At 66.1% G+C, this 17,258-nt stretch carries 13 protein-coding genes; 2 read left to right on the top strand and 11 right to left on the bottom strand.

From position 1 onward, the window contains the following. Positions 1–37 precede the first annotated feature (37 nt). On the bottom strand, positions 38–1,003 hold the full coding sequence (locus ACVIGB_RS22865) for a sugar-binding protein (protein WP_229169362.1): 966 nt from the start codon (positions 1,001–1,003) through the stop codon (positions 38–40). Between the two features lie 241 nt (positions 1,004–1,244). Here ACVIGB_RS22865 and ACVIGB_RS22860 point away from each other — a divergent pair, with 241 nt between their 5' ends. Together ACVIGB_RS22860 and ACVIGB_RS22855 are read left to right on the top strand one after the other, a co-directional pair. Next, entirely contained in the window at positions 1,245–2,510 is a 1,266-nt protein-coding gene (locus ACVIGB_RS22860) for an ROK family protein (protein WP_456720942.1), read from the top strand. 79 nt (positions 2,511–2,589) lie between these two features. Next, positions 2,590–3,348: an SDR family NAD(P)-dependent oxidoreductase gene (locus ACVIGB_RS22855; protein WP_092124364.1), complete on the top strand. Its 759-nt coding sequence runs from the start codon at positions 2,590–2,592 to the stop codon at positions 3,346–3,348. A 130-nt stretch (positions 3,349–3,478) separates the two neighbouring features. Here the strand turns inward: ACVIGB_RS22855 and ACVIGB_RS22850 are convergent, their stop codons facing one another. The 10 genes from ACVIGB_RS22850 to ACVIGB_RS22805 all read right to left on the bottom strand — a co-directional run bounded on the left by ACVIGB_RS22850 (position 3,479) and on the right by ACVIGB_RS22805 (position 17,224). After that, the gene (locus tag ACVIGB_RS22850; protein ID WP_456720943.1) at positions 3,479–5,848 is read right to left on the bottom strand and encodes a xanthine dehydrogenase family protein molybdopterin-binding subunit; all 2,370 of its coding nucleotides are present in this window, start codon (positions 5,846–5,848) and stop codon (positions 3,479–3,481) included. A 15-nt stretch (positions 5,849–5,863) separates the two neighbouring features. Then, positions 5,864–6,322 carry a (2Fe-2S)-binding protein gene (locus tag ACVIGB_RS22845; RefSeq protein ID WP_456720944.1) on the bottom strand — a complete coding sequence of 153 codons (459 nt, stop codon included), beginning with the start codon at positions 6,320–6,322 and terminating at the stop codon, positions 5,864–5,866. A gap of 15 nt (positions 6,323–6,337) precedes the next feature. After that, positions 6,338–7,228 carry an FAD binding domain-containing protein gene (locus ACVIGB_RS22840; RefSeq protein ID WP_456720945.1) on the bottom strand — a complete coding sequence of 297 codons (891 nt, stop codon included), beginning with the start codon at positions 7,226–7,228 and terminating at the stop codon, positions 6,338–6,340. Next, on the bottom strand, positions 7,228–8,241 hold the full coding sequence (locus tag ACVIGB_RS22835; RefSeq protein WP_456720946.1) for an ABC transporter permease: 1,014 nt from the start codon (positions 8,239–8,241) through the stop codon (positions 7,228–7,230). The genes ACVIGB_RS22840 and ACVIGB_RS22835 overlap by 1 nt, the downstream gene beginning before the upstream one ends. Continuing rightward, positions 8,234–9,250, bottom strand: a complete 1,017-nt coding sequence (locus ACVIGB_RS22830) for an ABC transporter permease (RefSeq protein WP_456720947.1) — start codon at positions 9,248–9,250, stop codon at positions 8,234–8,236. The genes ACVIGB_RS22835 and ACVIGB_RS22830 overlap by 8 nt, the downstream gene beginning before the upstream one ends. After that, positions 9,247–10,785: a sugar ABC transporter ATP-binding protein gene (locus ACVIGB_RS22825; protein WP_456720948.1), complete on the bottom strand. Its 1,539-nt coding sequence runs from the start codon at positions 10,783–10,785 to the stop codon at positions 9,247–9,249. Before ACVIGB_RS22825 ends, ACVIGB_RS22830 begins: the two co-directional genes overlap by 4 nt. Positions 10,786–10,858: 73 nt before the next feature. Then, positions 10,859–11,965 carry a TMAO reductase system periplasmic protein TorT gene (gene torT / locus ACVIGB_RS22820; protein ID WP_456720949.1) on the bottom strand — a complete coding sequence of 369 codons (1,107 nt, stop codon included), beginning with the start codon at positions 11,963–11,965 and terminating at the stop codon, positions 10,859–10,861. Between the two features lie 116 nt (positions 11,966–12,081). Continuing rightward, complete coding sequence (locus ACVIGB_RS22815; RefSeq protein ID WP_456720950.1) at positions 12,082–14,043, bottom strand: hydantoinase B/oxoprolinase family protein; 1,962 nt, start codon at positions 14,041–14,043, stop codon at positions 12,082–12,084. A 3-nt stretch (positions 14,044–14,046) separates the two neighbouring features. Beyond that, on the bottom strand, positions 14,047–16,071 hold the full coding sequence (locus tag ACVIGB_RS22810) for a hydantoinase/oxoprolinase family protein (RefSeq protein WP_456725096.1): 2,025 nt from the start codon (positions 16,069–16,071) through the stop codon (positions 14,047–14,049). Between the two features lie 193 nt (positions 16,072–16,264). Continuing rightward, on the bottom strand, positions 16,265–17,224 hold the full coding sequence (locus ACVIGB_RS22805; protein WP_456659386.1) for an AraC-like ligand-binding domain-containing protein: 960 nt from the start codon (positions 17,222–17,224) through the stop codon (positions 16,265–16,267). Positions 17,225–17,258 lie beyond the last annotated feature (34 nt).

Here is a 17,258-nt window from a genome sequence, read left to right as displayed (position 1 = left end):
GCAGCCTGTGGCGGCCGGGCGGTGAAGCCGACTGAAGTTACTTCTTCAGCAGTTCCTTCAGTTGCCCGGCGAACTCGGCGACGTTGGTCTTGCTGATCACCTTGGTCGGCACGATCAGCTTGCTGTCCTTCGGAATCCAGGACTTGTCGCCGTTCAGCGTCTTGATGATGTTGGTGGCGGAGAGATAGCCGAACTCGTAGGGCTGCTGCACGACCGTGGATTCGATCGTGCCGTCGGAAATGCCCCGCAGCGTCCGCTGGTCCTCGTCGAAGCCGACGATCTTCACCTTGCCGGCCTTGCCCGCGGCCTTCACCGCATCATAGATCAGCGGGGTCTCGTAGCTCCACAGGCCGGAGAGCAGCGCGATGTCGGGATATTTGACGAGCACGTTCTCCATGTTCGCCTTGGCCTTGGCAAAGTCCACCTGGTCGGTGAACACGTCGACCAGCTCGACCTTGGTGCCGGCGATCGATTCCTTGATGCCCTGTACGCGCTCGCGGGCATTGTCGGCGTCCATCGTTCCGACGAACAGCGCGATCTTGCCGCCGTTCGGCAGCGCCTTCTTGATCTCCTCGCCGGCCTGCCGCCCAGCCGCGACGTTGTCGGTGCCGATATAGGCGAGACGGTTGCTCTGCGGCGCGTCGCTGTCCGTCGTGATCAGCACGGTCTTGGCCGCGACCTTGTTCAGTTCTTCGGTTGCATGCGGCGCATCGTCGACCGAGATCGAGATGCCGGCGACGCCGCGCACCAAGAGGTCGTCCAACTCGCGCCGCTGGCCAGCCGCGGTGCCTTCGTTGGTGACGATCAGCTCGATATTGTATTCCGGGTGCTCCTTCTGCGCCTTCTCGAGCCCGCGGCCCGCGATGGTCCAGAAGTCGGCCGCGACATTGGTCACCAGCGCGATGGTCTTTTTCTGCTGCGCCTGTGCTATCCCTGTTGCCATCGCGAGCGCGGCTGCGCCCGCCAATAGCGGCACGATCAATCGTTTCATTGAGTCATTCATATGCACCTCCCTGTCGACACCCCCGGTGAGGGGTTTTCACGCTCGGCGCTTTTCACGCCTTATTTTATTCACGTAACTAATAAATTAGCGCGACAAAATGTCCAGTCAAGGATGTTGTTGCCCGTATCTTCAAGCAAGAATAGTGTTGCCGTGATGTATTGTTGCCACTACCGACGCCTTTTGACCGTTATATGAGTTGCTCGCGTTGAATAACTTCATTAAGCGAATTAAAAAAGCCGATATGAATGAACAGCCCGAACCGCTGAGACGCGCTTCGAGTTTGGCCCGCGGATCGAACCGCGGCCGGCTCGTCGAAGTCTTGCGGCGTCAGGGGCCATTGCCGCGCGTCGAGCTGGCACGCAGCACGGGGCTGAGCTTCCCGGCCATATCGGCCATCACGTCGAAACTGATGGCGGAAGACCTGCTGTGCGAAGCAGAGACGGCGACGGTGTGGCCCGACGATACCGACGAAGAGGATACGGACGGCCTGAACGGCCGCCGCCGCGGCCGGCCGGCGGTCTTGCTGACCCTGAACCCCGAGTTTGGCCGCATCATTGCGGTCTCGCTGCGCATGAATCTGATCGAGACATTGATCGCCGATTTCAGCGGCTCCGCCCTGGCGCAGTCGCGACTTGAGCTGACGACACGCGCGCTCGATGCAGCCGCGTTGTGCGATCTCGTGATCGCGCAGATCGACGCCATGATTGATGCGACGGCCACGCCGCGAGATCGGCTGTTGGGAATCGGGATTGCGTTGCAGGGCATCGTTGACTCCGACACCGGCCGGCATCTGTGGAGCCCGGCGCTGTCGATCACCGACGTCGATCTGGCGACGCCGGTCCGCCAGGCATTCGGCGTCGAAGTCGTGATGGCGAACGACGCGGTTGCGGTTGCGCTGGCCCTCGCAGCCGCCGAGCCGGCGCTGGCGCAGGGCCTCACGGCCACGATCATGGTGGGCCACGGCGTCGGCATGGGCGTCGTTGTCGACGGTGAAGCGCGCGACGGTGCCGGCGCAGGCAGTGAGATCGGCCATGTCAAGCTGGCGCCGAACGGTCCGCAATGCCGCTGCGGTCAGCGCGGCTGCATCGAGGCCCATCTCGCCGACTATGCGCTCTACCGCGACGCGCGTACCTTTCTCGACCTGCCGCCGGCGGTATCGCAGCAGCCGTCCGAGGCGCAGATGGCTCTGCTGCGCGCGCGGGCGCGCGCCGGCGATCCCCGTCTCGAGCAGTTATTCCGGCAGGCAGGCCACGCGCTTGCCGATGCGGTCGCCACGACGATATCGGTGCTGCGCCCACATCACATCATCCTCGCGGGTCCGGGCCTGCAGGCATTCGACATGATGCGCAGTGCCTATGAGGAGCGGCTCGAGCGGGCAGTGTTGCCGTGGCTGCTCAAGTCTACCGCGATCCATGTGCGTCCAAGCGAGTCGGCGACGATTGTCGACGGCATGGTGCGGCGGACGCTGCGGGTCGTGGACCGAAACCACATGGAGACGACCGAGTGAACCTCGGGAGCCGTGGCTCTTGGCTGGAGCCGCAGCAACGCAACCGACGCGCTTCAGGCGCCAAAGCGAGAGAATGCCAATGCAGGGTGCCATCTATCCAAGCCTCAAGGACCGGACCGTCCTGGTAACCGGTGGCGGTTCAGGCATCGGCGAGGCCATCGTCCGCCAGTTTATCAGCCAGGGCGCTCGGGTCGGATTCATCGATATCGATGTGACGTCCTCGGAGCAGCTGCTGTCCGATTTGGGAGCGCATGCCCGCGTGCACTTCGAGCACGCCGACCTGCGCGACATTGCCGCACTGCGACGCGCGGTTGCCGGCATCCGCGAGGCGCTCGGGCCGATCACCATCCTGGTCAACAATGCGGCGCGCGACGACCGTCACGCGATCGAGGACGTGACGCCGGAATTCTGGGACGAGCGGATCGCCGTCAACCTGAAGCATCAGTTCTTCAGCGCCCAGGCGGTCGCACCCGACATGAAACAGGCGGGGGGCGGTTCGATCGTCAACATCGGCTCGGTGAGCTGGGTGATCGGTCAGGGCAACATGCCCTGCTACACCACGGCCAAATCAGCCGTTCAGGGCCTCACCCGGGCGCTGGCCCGCGATCTCGGGCCGCACAACGTGCGGGTCAACTCCATCCTGCCCGGGTGGATCATGACGCGGCGGCAGCAGGATCTGTGGTTGACGCCCGAAGGTGTGGCCGAGCTGATGCAGCGCCAATGTCTCAAGCGCAAGCTCGTGCCTGATGACATCGCCCGCGTCGTTCTCTTTTTCGCCGCCGATGACAGCGGCGCCTGCACCAATCAGAGCCATATCGTCGACGGCGGCTGGGTCTAGCGACTGCCGACTGCGTTGACGAGCTGGACGGACGCGCGGCCAGCCTGAGGCGCGCGGCGAAGCTACGCTCCCGTATGATTGCGAGGGCAGACTTCAGGAATGGCCCGGCAGGTCTGCCGCCAGTTTGTCGCTACGTATTGGCGGCTGTCTGATGCGAACGTATCAGATTGTCGGCCCACGCATCGGCAATGTGGGGAAGGGTCAGATCCTGCTTGCGATCGAGCAGAAGTTCGAGCACGCGTGGCGGGGTCAAAGGAAGTGCCTGGACGCGCTTGCCCGTGGCGTTGGCAACCGCGCATGCGACGGCCGCTCCGACATTCAGGATCGGCACCTCGCCGGCACCCTTGGTGCCGAGCGGTCCGATCGACGGCGCACCCTCGTAGAGGCTGATCTCCACCGGCACGACATCGAGCGCTAGCGGCAAGCGATAGGTCTCGAAACCGCTCTGGCAGACGCGACCGTTGCTGCCGATCGTGACTTCCTCGTGCAACGCATAACCCAGCCCCTGCACGACACCGCCCTGGATCTGGCCATGGATGGCGCGCGGGTTGAGCGCGCGGCCGACATCCTGCACCACGCGATAGCTGAGCACCTCGACATGTCCGGTTTCCGGATCGACGGCGACCTCGCAGTCGTGGACCGCGAACACGGGGATGTCGATCGCGTCGATGAAATGTCCGGCGACGCAGCCAGGCATCGCCGGCACGCCGGCGCCGGTGAACGCGCCGGTGCCGGACACCGGGCCAGCCAGCGCCTGGGCGCGGGTCGCGACCTCCGCGACCGTACGGCCGGAGCCTGGCGCGCCGGCGATCTCGATCCGCCCGTCGCGCATCACGAGATCATCGGGCGCAGCCTCGATCATCTCGGAGGCGACCTTCAAGAGTTTCGTGCGCACCTCCTGCGCTGCCGACAGACTGGCCGCGCCGAGCGAAACGGTGGTACGGCCGCCGCCGACGCCGACATCATAACCGGCCGCATCCGTATCGGCGGCGCGGACGATCACATGCTCGGGTGCAATGCCGAGCGTGCTGGCCACGATCTGCGGCAGGCTCTGCATCATCGAGCCGGATCCAATCTCCACACCCGACGTGACCAGCGTCGCCGTGCCGTCGGCATTCATGTTCACCGTCGCGGCCGATGGGCCGACGAAGACGAACCAGGTGCCGACGGTGGTCGCGCGTCCATAGAGCCGGCCGTCGGTGCGCGCCGGCGGCGACGCTGCCGCATCGCGCAGCGTATCCATCCGCTCGAGCATCGGGCCGAGCACATCGCCGTCGAATACCTGGCCGGTGGCGCCGAGATCCTTGTCGCCGAGCACGTTGCGGCGGCGGAAGGCAAGCGGATCCATTCCGATCCTCGCCGCGATTTCGTCGGTGTGCCGCTCGAGCGCAAAGGTGTTGTAGACCCCGTTGCAACAGCGGAACGCGCCGTTCGGCGCCGTGTTGGTATAGATCGCGCGCGAGACCATGCGTACACTTCCAAGCCTGTAGTTTCCGCCGAGCGTGTGCGCGGTCATGGTGGTCAGGAAGATCTGTTCGCCGCCATAGGCGCCGCAGTCCATCAGGACGACCGCCTCGCGCCCCACGATGTCTCCCTCGCGCGTCACCGCCGAGCGGATGCGGATATCAGCGTTCTCGCGGAACAGGCAGGTCAGCATCTCCTCCTCGCGTGAATTGACGAGGCGCACCGGCCGGCCGCTGGCGCGGGCGAGCAGGGCGGCGAAGGGTTCAACGGCCAGATCGAACTTCAGACCGAAGCCGCCGCCGACCGGCGGCACCGTGACGCGGACTTGTGATGCCGGCACGCCCAGCAGGCGCGCGGTTGCGTTGCGGACGCTCCAGGGAACTTGCGTCGACGTCTCGATGTGGAAGCGTCCGTCCTCGTAGCTTGCGACCACTGCGCGCGGCTCGAAGGCCACGTGGTTCTGCCGGCCGACGCGAAAGCAGCTTTCGACGATCGCGACGTCGGGCCGGGCAAAGGCGGCATCGACGTCGCCGCGAACGACGGTCGCCTCCCAGGCGACGTTGCCGCCACGCGCGCTGCCTTCGAGCAAAACCTCATAGCTGCGCCAGTCCGGATGAACCAGCGGCGCACCCGATGCCAGCGCATCCGCCATGGTCAACACTGCGGGGAACGGCTCGATCTCCACGTCGATCGCCGCGAGTGCGGCCTGCGCCTGCGTCAATGTGGCGGCTGCGACCGCGGCGAGCGGTTCGCCGTCGTAGCGGATGACGTCGCGGGCGAAGAGGGGATGATCGGCGATGCCGATCCCGATCATGCCGGGCGCATCGGCCGCTGTCACGATCGCACGCACGCCCGGCATGCGGGCCGCTCTGGAGGTATCGAGACGAATGATCCGCCCCGCCGGCACACTGGCGCGTAGCACCGCGGCATGCAGCATGCCGGGCAGATATCGGTCGATAGTATAGCGCGTGCGGCCGCGCAGCTTGTCGGCGGCGTCGCGCCGGCGCAGATCCATCGTCGCGGAAACGTCTGACATCCTTGCGTCTCCCGATCATGTCGTGGCCAAGGCGAGCAGTGTCGCCTCGACGATGCGTTCATAGCCCGTGCAGCGGCAGATATTTCCGGTCAACGCCGCCCGGATATCGTCACGGGTGGCGGCAGGCCGGGTCGTCAGGAGATGGGTCAGGCTCACCACCATGCCGGGAAAGCACATGCCGCACTGGACGGCATCGCTGGCCTCGAGCGCGGCCTGGATGCGGTTCAGCGTTCCCTGAGGTGCGAGGCCTTCGACCGTGCGGATCTCGCGGCCATCGGCCAGCGCAGCGGGCAGCAGGCACGAAGGCGTGGGCTTGCCGTCGACCAGCACCATGCAGGCGCCGCAAAAGCCCTCGCGACAGACAGGTTTCGCGCCGGTCAGATGCATCTCTTCGCGCAGGATATCGACCAGCGGGGTGGCAGGATTGGCCGCAGAGGAGAGGCGATCGCCGTTGACGGTCAGGTTGAATCCCATGTCATCTCCGCGCGTTCATGAGCCAAGTGCAGCGATCGCGGCGCGGCGGACGAGGCCGGGTAGCACGCTGACACGATACCAGCCCGGCGCATCGACGCTGTCGCGGCCGACGAACTCGTCGGTCAGTTCGGCCGCGGTTCGTGCCGCCGCTGCGGCGTCGAGCGGACGTCCGAGAAGCGCCGCTTCAAGCCGTGGCCATCGCCGCGCGCTCGGTTCGACCGACCCGACCGCAATCCGTGCCGCCTGGACGCGGTTCGCCGCATCGACGCTGAGCGATAGGCTGACGATGGCGACCGGATAATCGCCCGATCGGCGCAGTGGCAGGCGGGCATGGGCCGTCTTGCGCTCCGCCCGAGGCACGATGATCCGTGTCACCAGGCGGCCGGGTGCGAGCGTTGATCGGACCGCGAGGAAATCCGCGAGGCCGATGCGCTCGCGACCGTCGCGGCCCGAGATCTCGACATCGGCATCGAGACAGAGCAGCGCCGGCACGCAATCCGCCGCGGCGAATTCCGACGCCGCGAGATTGCCGCCGATCGTCGCCATCGCGCGGATCGCGGGGTTGGCGGAGCCTCCGGCGGCGGCTGCGACGCCGGCAAATTCCGGAAGGCCGGCCAAAGCTGCCGCAAGCGCCGCGTGCGTGACCGCCGCGCCGATCTCGATGGCATCGCTGCCGATCCGGACCGCGGTCAGCTCGGCGATCCTTCCGATGGCGACATAGTGGCTCCTGAGCGGTTCGTGCCGGATCGGCGATCGCATGATCCATGTGCCGCCGGCCAAGGGGGCACCAGCGGCACCATATTCGCTCAACGCGTCGAGTGCGGCGGCGAGCGAAGGCGCGACATAGATCGATGCCGGCGCATCGCGCGCTGAGACCGGGCTATTCTGGATGGGAAAGCCTGACATCATTTGCGCCGCTCCTGCCGCAGGCGATCCAGCAGCACGCCGATGATGACGATCGCGCCGAGCACGACCATCTGGACGTACCCGTCGATCCGGGTGAGGTTCATGCCGTTGGAGAGAATGGTGATGAACAGGGCGCCGAGCACGGCGGTGCCGACGCCGCCGCGCCCGCCTGCCAGGCTCGTTCCGCCGACCACGGCGCCGGCGATCGCCTGCAGCGACAGCGCGCCGCCGAGGTTCGGTTCGCCCGATCCGGTCCGCGCGGTCATCATGATCGCGCCGAGCGCGGCAAGTCCCGAGCACAGCACATAGGTCGCGACCAGAATGCGTTTGACCGGCAGGCCGGCGACCGCCGCGGCACGCGGGTTGGTTCCGATCAGATAAAGCGATCGGCCGAAGACGGTGCGCGCCAACAGCAAATGAAGCCCGACGCCGACCGCGAGGGTGATCGCAATCGCCGCCGGCACGCCGAAGATGCTGCCGCTATAGAAGATCTGCGAGAACGGTGCCGGCACGCCTTGTACCGGCCGTCCGGCCGAAAGGGTGGTCGCAATCCCGATCGCGATATTGTAGCTGCCAAGGGTCGCGACGAAGGGATTGACCCCGAGCAGCGCGACGACCACGCCGTTGAAGAGACCGCACGCGATGCCGAGGGCGAAGCCGGCGCCGAGCCCGGCGAGCAGCACGGCGCCGGCGCCGTGGCCAGACGCCGTGGCGCCGGCCATCGCGAGCGCGCTGCCGACGCTGACCATCGACACCGTCGGGCCAAGCGCAAGGTCGAAGCCGCGCGTCAGGATGACCACGGTCTGCGCCATCGCGAACAGCGCCAGATAGCTGGTCTGCTGTGCGATGTTGAGCAGATTGGCCGGCGACAGCACCCCGCGGTCGACCGCGGCGAAGCCGAGCAACAGCACTGCCAGCGCGACCGGCAGGACCGCGCTCCAGAGTCGGCGGCCGAGCGTCAGCTTCGGCCGATCGGTGTCCTTGGCGGCAACGGTCAATTCGAGATCAGACACGCGGCTTGCTCCGTCGGCTGAGTTCGTCGAGCGCCACGGCTGCGACCATGATGACGCCGAGGAAGACCGGCTGGAGCCGCGAGTCGACGTGCAGGAGGTTGAGTGCGTTGCCAAGAATGGTGAGGAACAGTGCGCTGATGGCGACAATCTCGATGCGTCCGACGCCACCGCGCAAGCTGACGCCGCCGATGACGGCGGCGGCGATCGACTGCAGCATCATCCGGTCGCCGCCAAAGCTTGCCTGGCCGGAGCCGACCTGCGCCGTCAGCAGAATGCCGGTCAAGGCCGCAAGGACGCTCGAGACCACGTAGGTGCCCACGATATGGCGCTGGATCGTCACGCCCGACACCACGGCGGCGTCGACATTGCCGCCGATCGCGTAGACGTAGCGGCCGAACAGCGTGCGCCGCTGTGCAAACGCCATCACCAGGATCACGATCAGCGCGACGTGGGCGGTGGTCGGCAGACCGAATGCCTGGGCGCGTCCGAAGCCTTTCACGAATATCTCGGGCATGCCGTAAACGGGGATGCCGTTGGTGATCATGAGGCCGACACCGGCGGTCGCGGACATCGTGCCGAGGGTCACCACGAAGCCGGAGACCTTGAGCTTTGCCACGCAGAAGCCGTTGACGAGCCCGACCGCGATGCCGCAACCGAGTCCGGCCGCGACCCCGCTCGCGATGATGAGGACGTTGGAGCCGGGAAATGCGACCGCGGCGGCCGCCATCGTCTTGGCGGTGACAACGCTCGCCAGGGCGACCACTGCGCCAACCGAGAGATCGAAGCCGCCCGCGATGATGACCAGCGCCTGGCCGCAGGCGACGATTGCCAGCAGCGAGGCGTTGCGCAGGATGTTGAGGACGTTGATGATGCCGTAGAACTGCGCGTCGACCGCCGACATGCCGGCCACGAGCATCACAAGCAGGGCCGGCAGCAACCCGATCCGGCCTGCGATCGACCGGAGGCTGACCAAGCCCCGTGGCGCTGCGGCGACCAGGGCCGTGTTCATGCGACCTCCGCGGCGAGATGATCGCGGAAGAAGCTCGAAAGTACATTCTGCTCGGTCTTCTCGACGCCCGTCAGTTCGGCGGCGATGTGGCCCTGATGCATGACGTAGAGCCGGTTCGACAGCGCCAGCACCTCGGGCAATTCGGACGACACCACGATCACGGCGGCGCCGGCCTCGACGAGGCGCTTGATGAACTCGTAGACCTCGAGCTTGGCGCCGACGTCGATGCCGACGCTCGGCTCGTCGAACAGGAACACGGTCAGCTCGCGCGTCAGCGCGCGTCCCAGCATCACCTTCTGACGGTTGCCGCCCGACAGCGCGCCGGCGCTCCGTTCGATGTTCGGCGGCCTCAGCTGCAGCTGCTCCATGATGCCCGCGATCGTCACGCGTTCGGCGGCCTGCCGTAAGACGCCGAAGCGGGCGAAGGCGGGCAGGTCGAGCCCGGTCATCGATGCGTTCTCGCGGATCGGACGGGACAGCGCGAGCCCTTCGGCGATCCGGTTGGCGGGGAAGTAGGCGACGCCGCGCTCGAGGCTTTGTCTTGGGGTTGGAAATTCGTAAGGCGCGCCGTCGATCCGGATCGCGCCCGCTGACGCGCGCTCGATGCCGTAGATCGCGCGGATCAGCTCCGACTTGCCGCAGCCGACGAGGCCCGCGATGCCGGTGATCTCGCCGGCCCGGGCGTGGAAATTGACCTCCCGGACGCTGCCGTCGGCGAGCGTCAGGTTCTCGACGTCGACCATCACCTTGTCCGGCTGATGGGCGATGGCGGGAAACAGCAGGTCGATCGTCCGGCCGGTCATCAGTTCCACGAGTTCGCCGTCCGTCGACCTCGCGGCGTCGAGGGTCCGGATGTGACGGCCGTCGCGCAGCACCGTCACACGGTCGGCAAGGGCGCGGATTTCGCGCATGCGGTGCGAGACGTAGATCAGCCCGACATTCTGGCTCTTCAGGCGCGCGATCAGCTCGAACAGCCGCCCGGTTTCGCGTTCGGTCAATGAAGCAGTCGGCTCGTCGAGGATCAAAAGGCGGACGCGGCCGAGAAGTGCTTTGGCGATCTCGGCCATCTGCTGATGCGCGCGGGACAGGTCGTCGATCCGTTGCGCGGGATCGAGGTCGAAGCCGAGCTCGTCGATCAATGCCCTGGCGCGTTTGCGCATCTCGCGTGCGCGCAATACGCCGCCGCGCGTGACTTCGCGGCCAAGGAACAGGTTCTCTTCCACGGTGAGGCTCGGGATCAGCGAGAATTCCTGAAACACCGGACTGATGCCGATCTCTCTCGCGCGCTGCGGCGTCAAATGCCGGATCTCCTCGCCGCCGAAATGAAACGTGCCTTCGTCGCGTGGAAACGTACCGGATACGACATTGATCAGGGTCGACTTGCCGGCGCCGTTCTCGCCGAACAGGACGTGAAGTTCGCCGGCACGGACGTCGAGGTCGACGCGGTCGAGCGCGCGGACGCCGGTGAATCGCTTCGATATCCCCCGCAACTGAAGCAAGGGCTCGGGCGGCCCCGGGTCGGTCTCGACGTTCATCCGCTTCTCCGTGAGCAGGCAGGCGGGAGCACGGTTCCCGCCTCGATCGTTCAGGCCGGCTACTCGGCCATGCTTACTTGGCCTTGACCGAATAGACCGGCGTCCAGCTTGCGGGCGCCAGCACGAGATCCATCTGCAATTTCGGTGCGGAAGTCTTGTCGATCACCGTGGCCACCGGCTGCACAAGGCTCATAACCGGCTTCTTCTCGATCAGACGCACCGCCTGGTCGATCGCGATCGCGCCTTCGCCGACGGGATATTGGGTTGCGAAGGCGAGGATATCGCCGCGGTTCAGCGCGTCGAGCATGGCCTGGTTTTCGTAGGACGACACGATCTTCAGGTCGCTTCGGCCGGCCTCCGCGGCGGCGCCGATGGCAGCTTCGGCGGTGGGGGCGGTGCCCCAGATCACGTTCATGCCGGGATAGGCCTGCAATGCGTCCTGGATCAACTGGAGTTGCACCGCAACACCGGAGTCGCCGAACTTCTCGGCCAGAATCTTGGCGTTCGAATTCTTGGCGATGGCTTTCTTGAACCCTTCATTGAACGATTCCGCCCAGCCCGAGCCGGCCGGACCGGGGAACGTCACGATGTTGAGCTTGTCGCCGGGCTTGGTCTGCGCCAGCAGGCCGTCGCCGGTGACCTCGCCCATGGCGACGAAGTCGACGTAGTTGGCCGCGGGCAGTGCGTTCGGCGGCAGCGGATTGGTGACGCCGACCACCGGCACGCCCTTGGCCTTGGCCTCCTCGAACTTCTTGCTGAGCCCCGCGCCGGAGATTGCGCCGACGATGATCGCGTCCGGTCCGCTCGCCATGCAGTCATCGAACTGCGAAAGCTGCTTGGGCAGATTTTCGTAACCGCCGGCCTCGTAGAGGTTCATGTTGACGTTCATCGCCTCGGCCTGTTTCACGATGCCGTAGGCGACGGCGACCCAGAAGCTGTCCTTCATGTGCGGAAACAGCACGCACAGCCTGTAGGGCTTCTCGGCCTTCGCCAGCGGCGTGTAGTCCGCCGGCTTCGGCGTGCCGGATGACGCGTCGTAGACCTTCATTGGAAACCACGGTGTCTCGGTCCCGGCCCCCGCCGGCGTGGCGGTGCTGGCAAGAGCGAGGGCCGCGGCGATGCCGAGCACGGAGCGGATCGGCCACAGTCGGTTGGAAGAAAGGCACGTCGTGATCGTCATAGCGCTATCCTCATGGTTTGAATGAAAGTGCAGGCGATGCAGGGGAGGCGACGGCTTCGAATCCTCTTTGGTGCATGGACCGCGCCGTCTGCCGGCGGTGCGGCTGCCGATGACGATCAGCCCGCTTTCCACATCGCGACCGAGCGACGCTCGAACGCTTCGCGGAATTGACGGGTGGATTCGGGAAGCAGCGCGCCGGTGCCCCAATCGAGGATCACCGCGTGCTTTCGGATCACATCGAACGCGTTGATCTCTCCGCTCCGGTAACGCTGCGCCACCATCTCCGGATCGAGACGGGCATTGGCGACGCGCTCGGAGCGGATCTTGGTCCGGAGCGCCGCGGTCGCGACCCTGTCGATTTCGTAGTTGCAGAGCTCGGCGTCGATGGTGTGCACCACGACGCCATAATCCTTGGCGGCACGCTCGACCGAGACATAGTCGTCCTTGATGTCCTCGATGACGAGGTTCGGATCGCGCTCCAACGGATCGCCGAACCCGCCGCCGCCGGCGGTCGGACGCGAAAAGACGTCGCCTTCGCCGATCGGCACGTCCGAGAAGATCGAGCCCAATCGCTCCTCGGCGGCGCTGCCGGCGCGCTTCAAGGTCAGGCCGTGCGGCATCGACGGCAGGCCACCCTCGATGCCCCACACGATGGCGCGCTCGCGGTCGCAGATATAGGAGATCACGGTCTTCTCGGCCTGCAGCATTCGCGACGTCTTCACCACGCCGGCGCCGCCGCGCCATTTGCCGGGGCCAGGCGAGTCCTTGAGGATCTCGCATTCGGTGGTCAGGATCGGATTGGCGCGCTCCTGGCCTTCGACCGGCTGCGACATCAGGCCGGTGCCGAAGCAGGCGGTCGTGACATTGCTGCCGTCCTTGCCGTTGCGTCCGCCCCAGCCGCCGGGCAGCCAGTCGTAGAACATGAAGATCGGCTTGTCGGCGCTGCGGGCGTCGAGACCGCCGGTGAGCAGATATTCGAGATTGAAGGCGCAGGCGAGCGCGCGCTCCGGCATCAGCTTCGACCACATTTCGTAGATCGAGTTCATGATCTTCTCGAACGGCATCAGGAAGCCGGTGACCGCGATGGGCCATTTGGCATCGACGATCGAGCCTTCGGGGGCGATGATGTCAAAGCAGCGGTAGAAGCCGGAATTGAGCGGCAGATCGGGGAAGAAGGTCTTCATGCCGGCGGCAACAGCGGAAAAGGTCGCGCCGAACGCCGAGTTGTAGATCGAGCCGATGGTCGGATGGCTGCCGGTGAAGTCGTAGATCGCGCGGTCGCCCTTGATCGTCATCTTGATGCGGATCGGGATCATGCCTTCGCCGCCGGCCGGATCGCGGTCGATGTAGTCGACGGTCTCCCACTCGCCATCGGGCAGCGCTGCGATGCGCTGGCGTGCCGAGCGCTCGACATAATCCTGCACGGCGGCCAGCCCGGTCTCGACGGTCTCGCGGCCGTATTTGCCTACCAGACGCAGGATCTCGCGTTCGCAGACCGCGGTTGCTTCGGCTTGTGCCTGGATATCGCCGATGATCGAGGCCGGGTCGCGCGTGTTGGAGGCGATCAGATGCGCGACGTCCTTGCGCAAGCCGTTCTTGTCGAACAGGCGGACCGGCGTGATGCGCAGGCCCTCGCGGAACATCTCGCGGGCGGCGACGTCGAACGACCCCGGCACGCTGCCGCCGACGTCCGACCAGTGCCCGTTGGACTGGCTGAAGGCGATGATCTTGCCGTCGGCGAAGATCGGACGGATCAGCCGCACGTCGGAAAAATGCGTGCCGCCGGCATAGGGATCGTTGATCGCAAAGACGTCGCCCTCGTGCATGTCGCCTTCGAAATGGCGCATCACGTCCTTGCAGGTGAAATGCAGCGTGCCGACGTGGACGGCGATGTCCTGGTTGCCTTGCGCCGCGCATTCGCCGTTGGCATCATGCAGCGCGCTCGAGAAGTCGCGGTTGTAGATGACGAAGGAGTAGCACGTCCGCAGCACCTGCTCGCCCATCTGGTCGACGCTGGTGATGAAGGAATTCTTCAGAACCTCGAAGGTTACGGGGTCGAGCGGGAGAGCTCCGGCCATGGTTCACTCCTTCACGCGGATGATGATGTTGAGATATTTGTCGACCTCGGCGGCGGCGCCGGGCGGCACCACGGTGGTCGCATCGAGCTGCTCGATGATCGCGGGGCCTTGAAAGGAGAAGCCGCAGGGCAGGTCGTCGCGCTGATAGACGGGCGTATCGAGCCCGCTGCCGTCGAACCAGACCCTGCGGCTGCCAACCGGCTCGGGGCTAGCGCCGGTCGGCTTGTGAACGGCAAACTCGGCCTTGGGAACCACTCCGACCGCCTTCAGATTGAGGCGGAAGAAGCTGACCGGCGCGCTGTCGCGGCGAAAATTGTATTCGCGCTGGTGCTCGGCATGGAAGCTCTGCACCAGGTCGGCGATCGCGCCGATCGGCTGCGGCGCGTTCACCGCGAGCGAACGCCACTGGCCGCGATACATCATGTCGATCGACCGCTGCAGCACGATATCCTTCTGCGCGACGCCCTCATGGGCGAGCCGCGCGAGCGCGGCTTTCTCAATCTCGGCGAACTGCGCCTCGATCTCGTCGGCGTCGGCGTCGGCCGCGTCGACCATGCAGCTCTGCGAGAAATCGTGCTGCATGTCGACGAGCAGGCAGCCCAGCGCGGAGGTCACGCCGGGATTGGGCGGTACGATCACGACGGGAATCGACAGCTCGCGCGCGACGTCGACGCCATGCAGGGCGCCGGCGCCGCCGAACGCCACCAGCGCAAAGTCGCGCGGGTCGTAGCCGCGGCTGATCGAGATCAGCCGCACCGCATCCGACATGTTGGCATTGGCGACCTTGACGATCGCGTCTGCGGCCTCGTGCAGGCCGAGGCCGAACGGCTTGGCGACGCCGCTCTCGACGGCTTTGCGCGCCAGCTCGGGGTCGAGCTTCACCTTGCCGCCGGCGAGGTCGGTGCCGAGCCGGCCCAGCGTCACGTTGGCGTCGGTGTTGGTCGGCTGGGTGTTGCCGTTGCCGTAGCAGGCCGGTCCCGGATGGGCCCCGGCTGATTGCGGGCCGTTGCGCAGGGAGCCGGCCGGGTCGGTCCAGGCCAGCGAGCCGCCGCCGGCGCCGATGGTGAGCACCTCGATCGAGGCGAAGCGGATCGGATAGCCGAATTCGATGTGCCAGTCCTTGGTGACGCGCGAGCGGCCCTCATAGGCAAGCGACACGTCGGTGGACGTGCCCCCCATGTCGAGGCCGATCGAATTGGGAAAACCGCACAGGCCGGCGATATAGCGGCTGGCGATGGCACCCGCGGCGATGCCGGAGCCGGCGAGGCGCGCCGCGAAGTCCTTGACGCTCGCCGGTGTCATCACGCCGCCGCCGGTGTGCAGCAGCAGGAGATCGCGCGTGTAGCCCTCGTGCGCCAGGCGTTCGCCGAGCCGGCTCGTGTAATTGACGACCACCGGGCTCACGACGGCGTTGGCAACCGTGGTCGAGAACCGCTCATGCTCGAAGATCTCGGGAAGCACCTGCGAGGAGATCGACACTGGAATGTCAGGCATCTCCGCCAGCAGGATGTCGCGCATCACGCGCTCATTGGCGCCGTTGAGATAGGCGTTCATGAAGCAGACCGCGACCGCGGCGACGCCGCGACGCTTGAGGATGCGGGCGACGTCGCGTGCGGCCTCGACGTCGAGCGGTTCGATCACCTTGCCGCCGGCATCGACGCGTTCGGGTACGGTCAGGCGATCGCGCCGCGGCACATAGGGCGGGACAACGTCCTTGTAGGTGTCCCAGAGGTCTTCCTTGTTGGCGCGCCTGATCTCGATGACGTCGCGGAACCCCTTGGTCGTGACCACGGCGGTGCGGGGCAGGCGGCGCGTGATTAGCGCGTTGGTGGCAACCGTCGTGCCGTGCGAGAACAGCGCCACCCTGGAAAGATCGATTCCGGCCTTGGACACGCCGCCCATGATGCCTTCGATCGGATCGCGCGTGGAGGAGGTCTTCTCGATGCGGATGAGACCGGTCGTCTCGTCCATAATGCAGATGTCGGTGAACGTGCCCCCGACATCGACAGCCACACGAAGGTCCTGCACCATGCGTCTTCCTTTCGAACAAGCGTTTCGCCGATCTTAGGCAGAGCGGCGGCCCGGGTTCTTGACGCTGAGCGCAGGAAGACTTGTGCGAGAGAGCGAACCGCATCGCGGGCTATGCGTGCCCGGACCGGCGGCGGGCTGCCTAGGAAGCGGTCAGCCAAGCGGTCAGATGGGTGCGGTCGCGATGCCCTGTTCAGGCGTTGGCGGCGCGCGAGGTGGCGCGCGCCTCGCTCGGGGTGCAGCCGAACCGGCCGCGATAGTTGCGGCTGAATTGCGCCTGGTCGGCAAAGCCCCATTGGTAGGCGATTTCGGAGATGCTCTTGCGGCAGCTCGCGTCGCGCAGCAGGGCGTCGCACATCGATAGCCGCTGGTTGCGGATGTAGGCGCAGACGGTCAGGCCCTCGCCCTCGAAGATCTGGTGCAGATAGCGCAGCGAAATGCCGCAGCCGTCGGCGACCATCTGTGGCGTGAGCCGCATGTCGTCGAGGCGGGCACGGATGAACTGCTCGCAGCGCAGCAGGTGGCCGTTGCGCACCGAGGACGAGTGGCCGGTCAGCACGCGGTCGTCGGATTCGATGGCCATCGCAAGCAGCTCGATGAGGTGCTTGCCCATCATCGCGCGCGCCGTCTCGTCCATTTCCTCGATCCGCTCACTGGAGAGGCGCAGCGTGTCGACGAACAGCGCGCCGACGCTGCGGCTGGCGTCGAATTGCAGCGTGGCGAGGCGCTCGGGCCGCGAAATCCGGCTGCGCAGCACCGCGCTCGGGATCTTCAGACACCACAGCGCCGTCGGATCCTGATGGCTGAACTCGTAGGGGAGGTGGCTGCGCTCGATCAGGAACGCGCCCGGCCGGCAGTGCACGACCTTGCCGTCCTGCTCGAAACGGATTTCGGCAAGTTCGGGCACCGTGATCAGGAAGGATTCCTCGCGCTCGTTCAGGAGGTGCCGTTCATGGCGCTTGTACAGCAGGCCGTTGGCGATGTTTCGCGAGACCGAGAGAGGACCCATCGACCAGGCGCCGAGGCGCGCATTGAAGTCGCGGGTGCTCGGAAAGCGCAGGTCGAGCGAGTAATAAGTCTTCGAGACGACCTCCTGCCAGTACTGGCGGCGGGTCTGCAACGGGATGTCGTTGGTCGTGTAGGTGACTTGCATGTCTCACTCCCCGCCGCCGTCCGTGCCTCCGGTC

The sequence above is a fragment of the Bradyrhizobium sp. USDA 4341 genome (genome assembly GCF_054063755.1).
The sequence above is the reverse complement of the archived record's forward strand: the minus strand, read 5'-3'. Positions and strand labels throughout refer to the sequence as shown.

Coding starts and splice junctions, on each gene's coding strand:
- ACVIGB_RS22850 (WP_456720943.1), bottom strand. CDS start 5,848: ATGTCAGACGTTTCCGCGACGATGGATCTGCGCCGGCGCGACGCCGCC.
- ACVIGB_RS22865 (WP_229169362.1), bottom strand. CDS start 1,003: ATGAATGACTCAATGAAACGATTGATCGTGCCGCTATTGGCGGGCGCA.
- ACVIGB_RS22825 (WP_456720948.1), bottom strand. CDS start 10,785: ATGAACGTCGAGACCGACCCGGGGCCGCCCGAGCCCTTGCTTCAGTTG.
- ACVIGB_RS22840 (WP_456720945.1), bottom strand. CDS start 7,228: ATGTCAGGCTTTCCCATCCAGAATAGCCCGGTCTCAGCGCGCGATGCG.
- ACVIGB_RS22805 (WP_456659386.1), bottom strand. CDS start 17,224: ATGCAAGTCACCTACACGACCAACGACATCCCGTTGCAGACCCGCCGC.
- ACVIGB_RS22815 (WP_456720950.1), bottom strand. CDS start 14,043: ATGGCCGGAGCTCTCCCGCTCGACCCCGTAACCTTCGAGGTTCTGAAG.
- torT (WP_456720949.1), bottom strand. CDS start 11,965: ATGACGATCACGACGTGCCTTTCTTCCAACCGACTGTGGCCGATCCGC.
- ACVIGB_RS22860 (WP_456720942.1), top strand. CDS start 1,245: ATGAATGAACAGCCCGAACCGCTGAGACGCGCTTCGAGTTTGGCCCGC.
- ACVIGB_RS22845 (WP_456720944.1), bottom strand. CDS start 6,322: ATGGGATTCAACCTGACCGTCAACGGCGATCGCCTCTCCTCTGCGGCC.
- ACVIGB_RS22830 (WP_456720947.1), bottom strand. CDS start 9,250: ATGAACACGGCCCTGGTCGCCGCAGCGCCACGGGGCTTGGTCAGCCTC.
- ACVIGB_RS22855 (WP_092124364.1), top strand. CDS start 2,590: ATGCAGGGTGCCATCTATCCAAGCCTCAAGGACCGGACCGTCCTGGTA.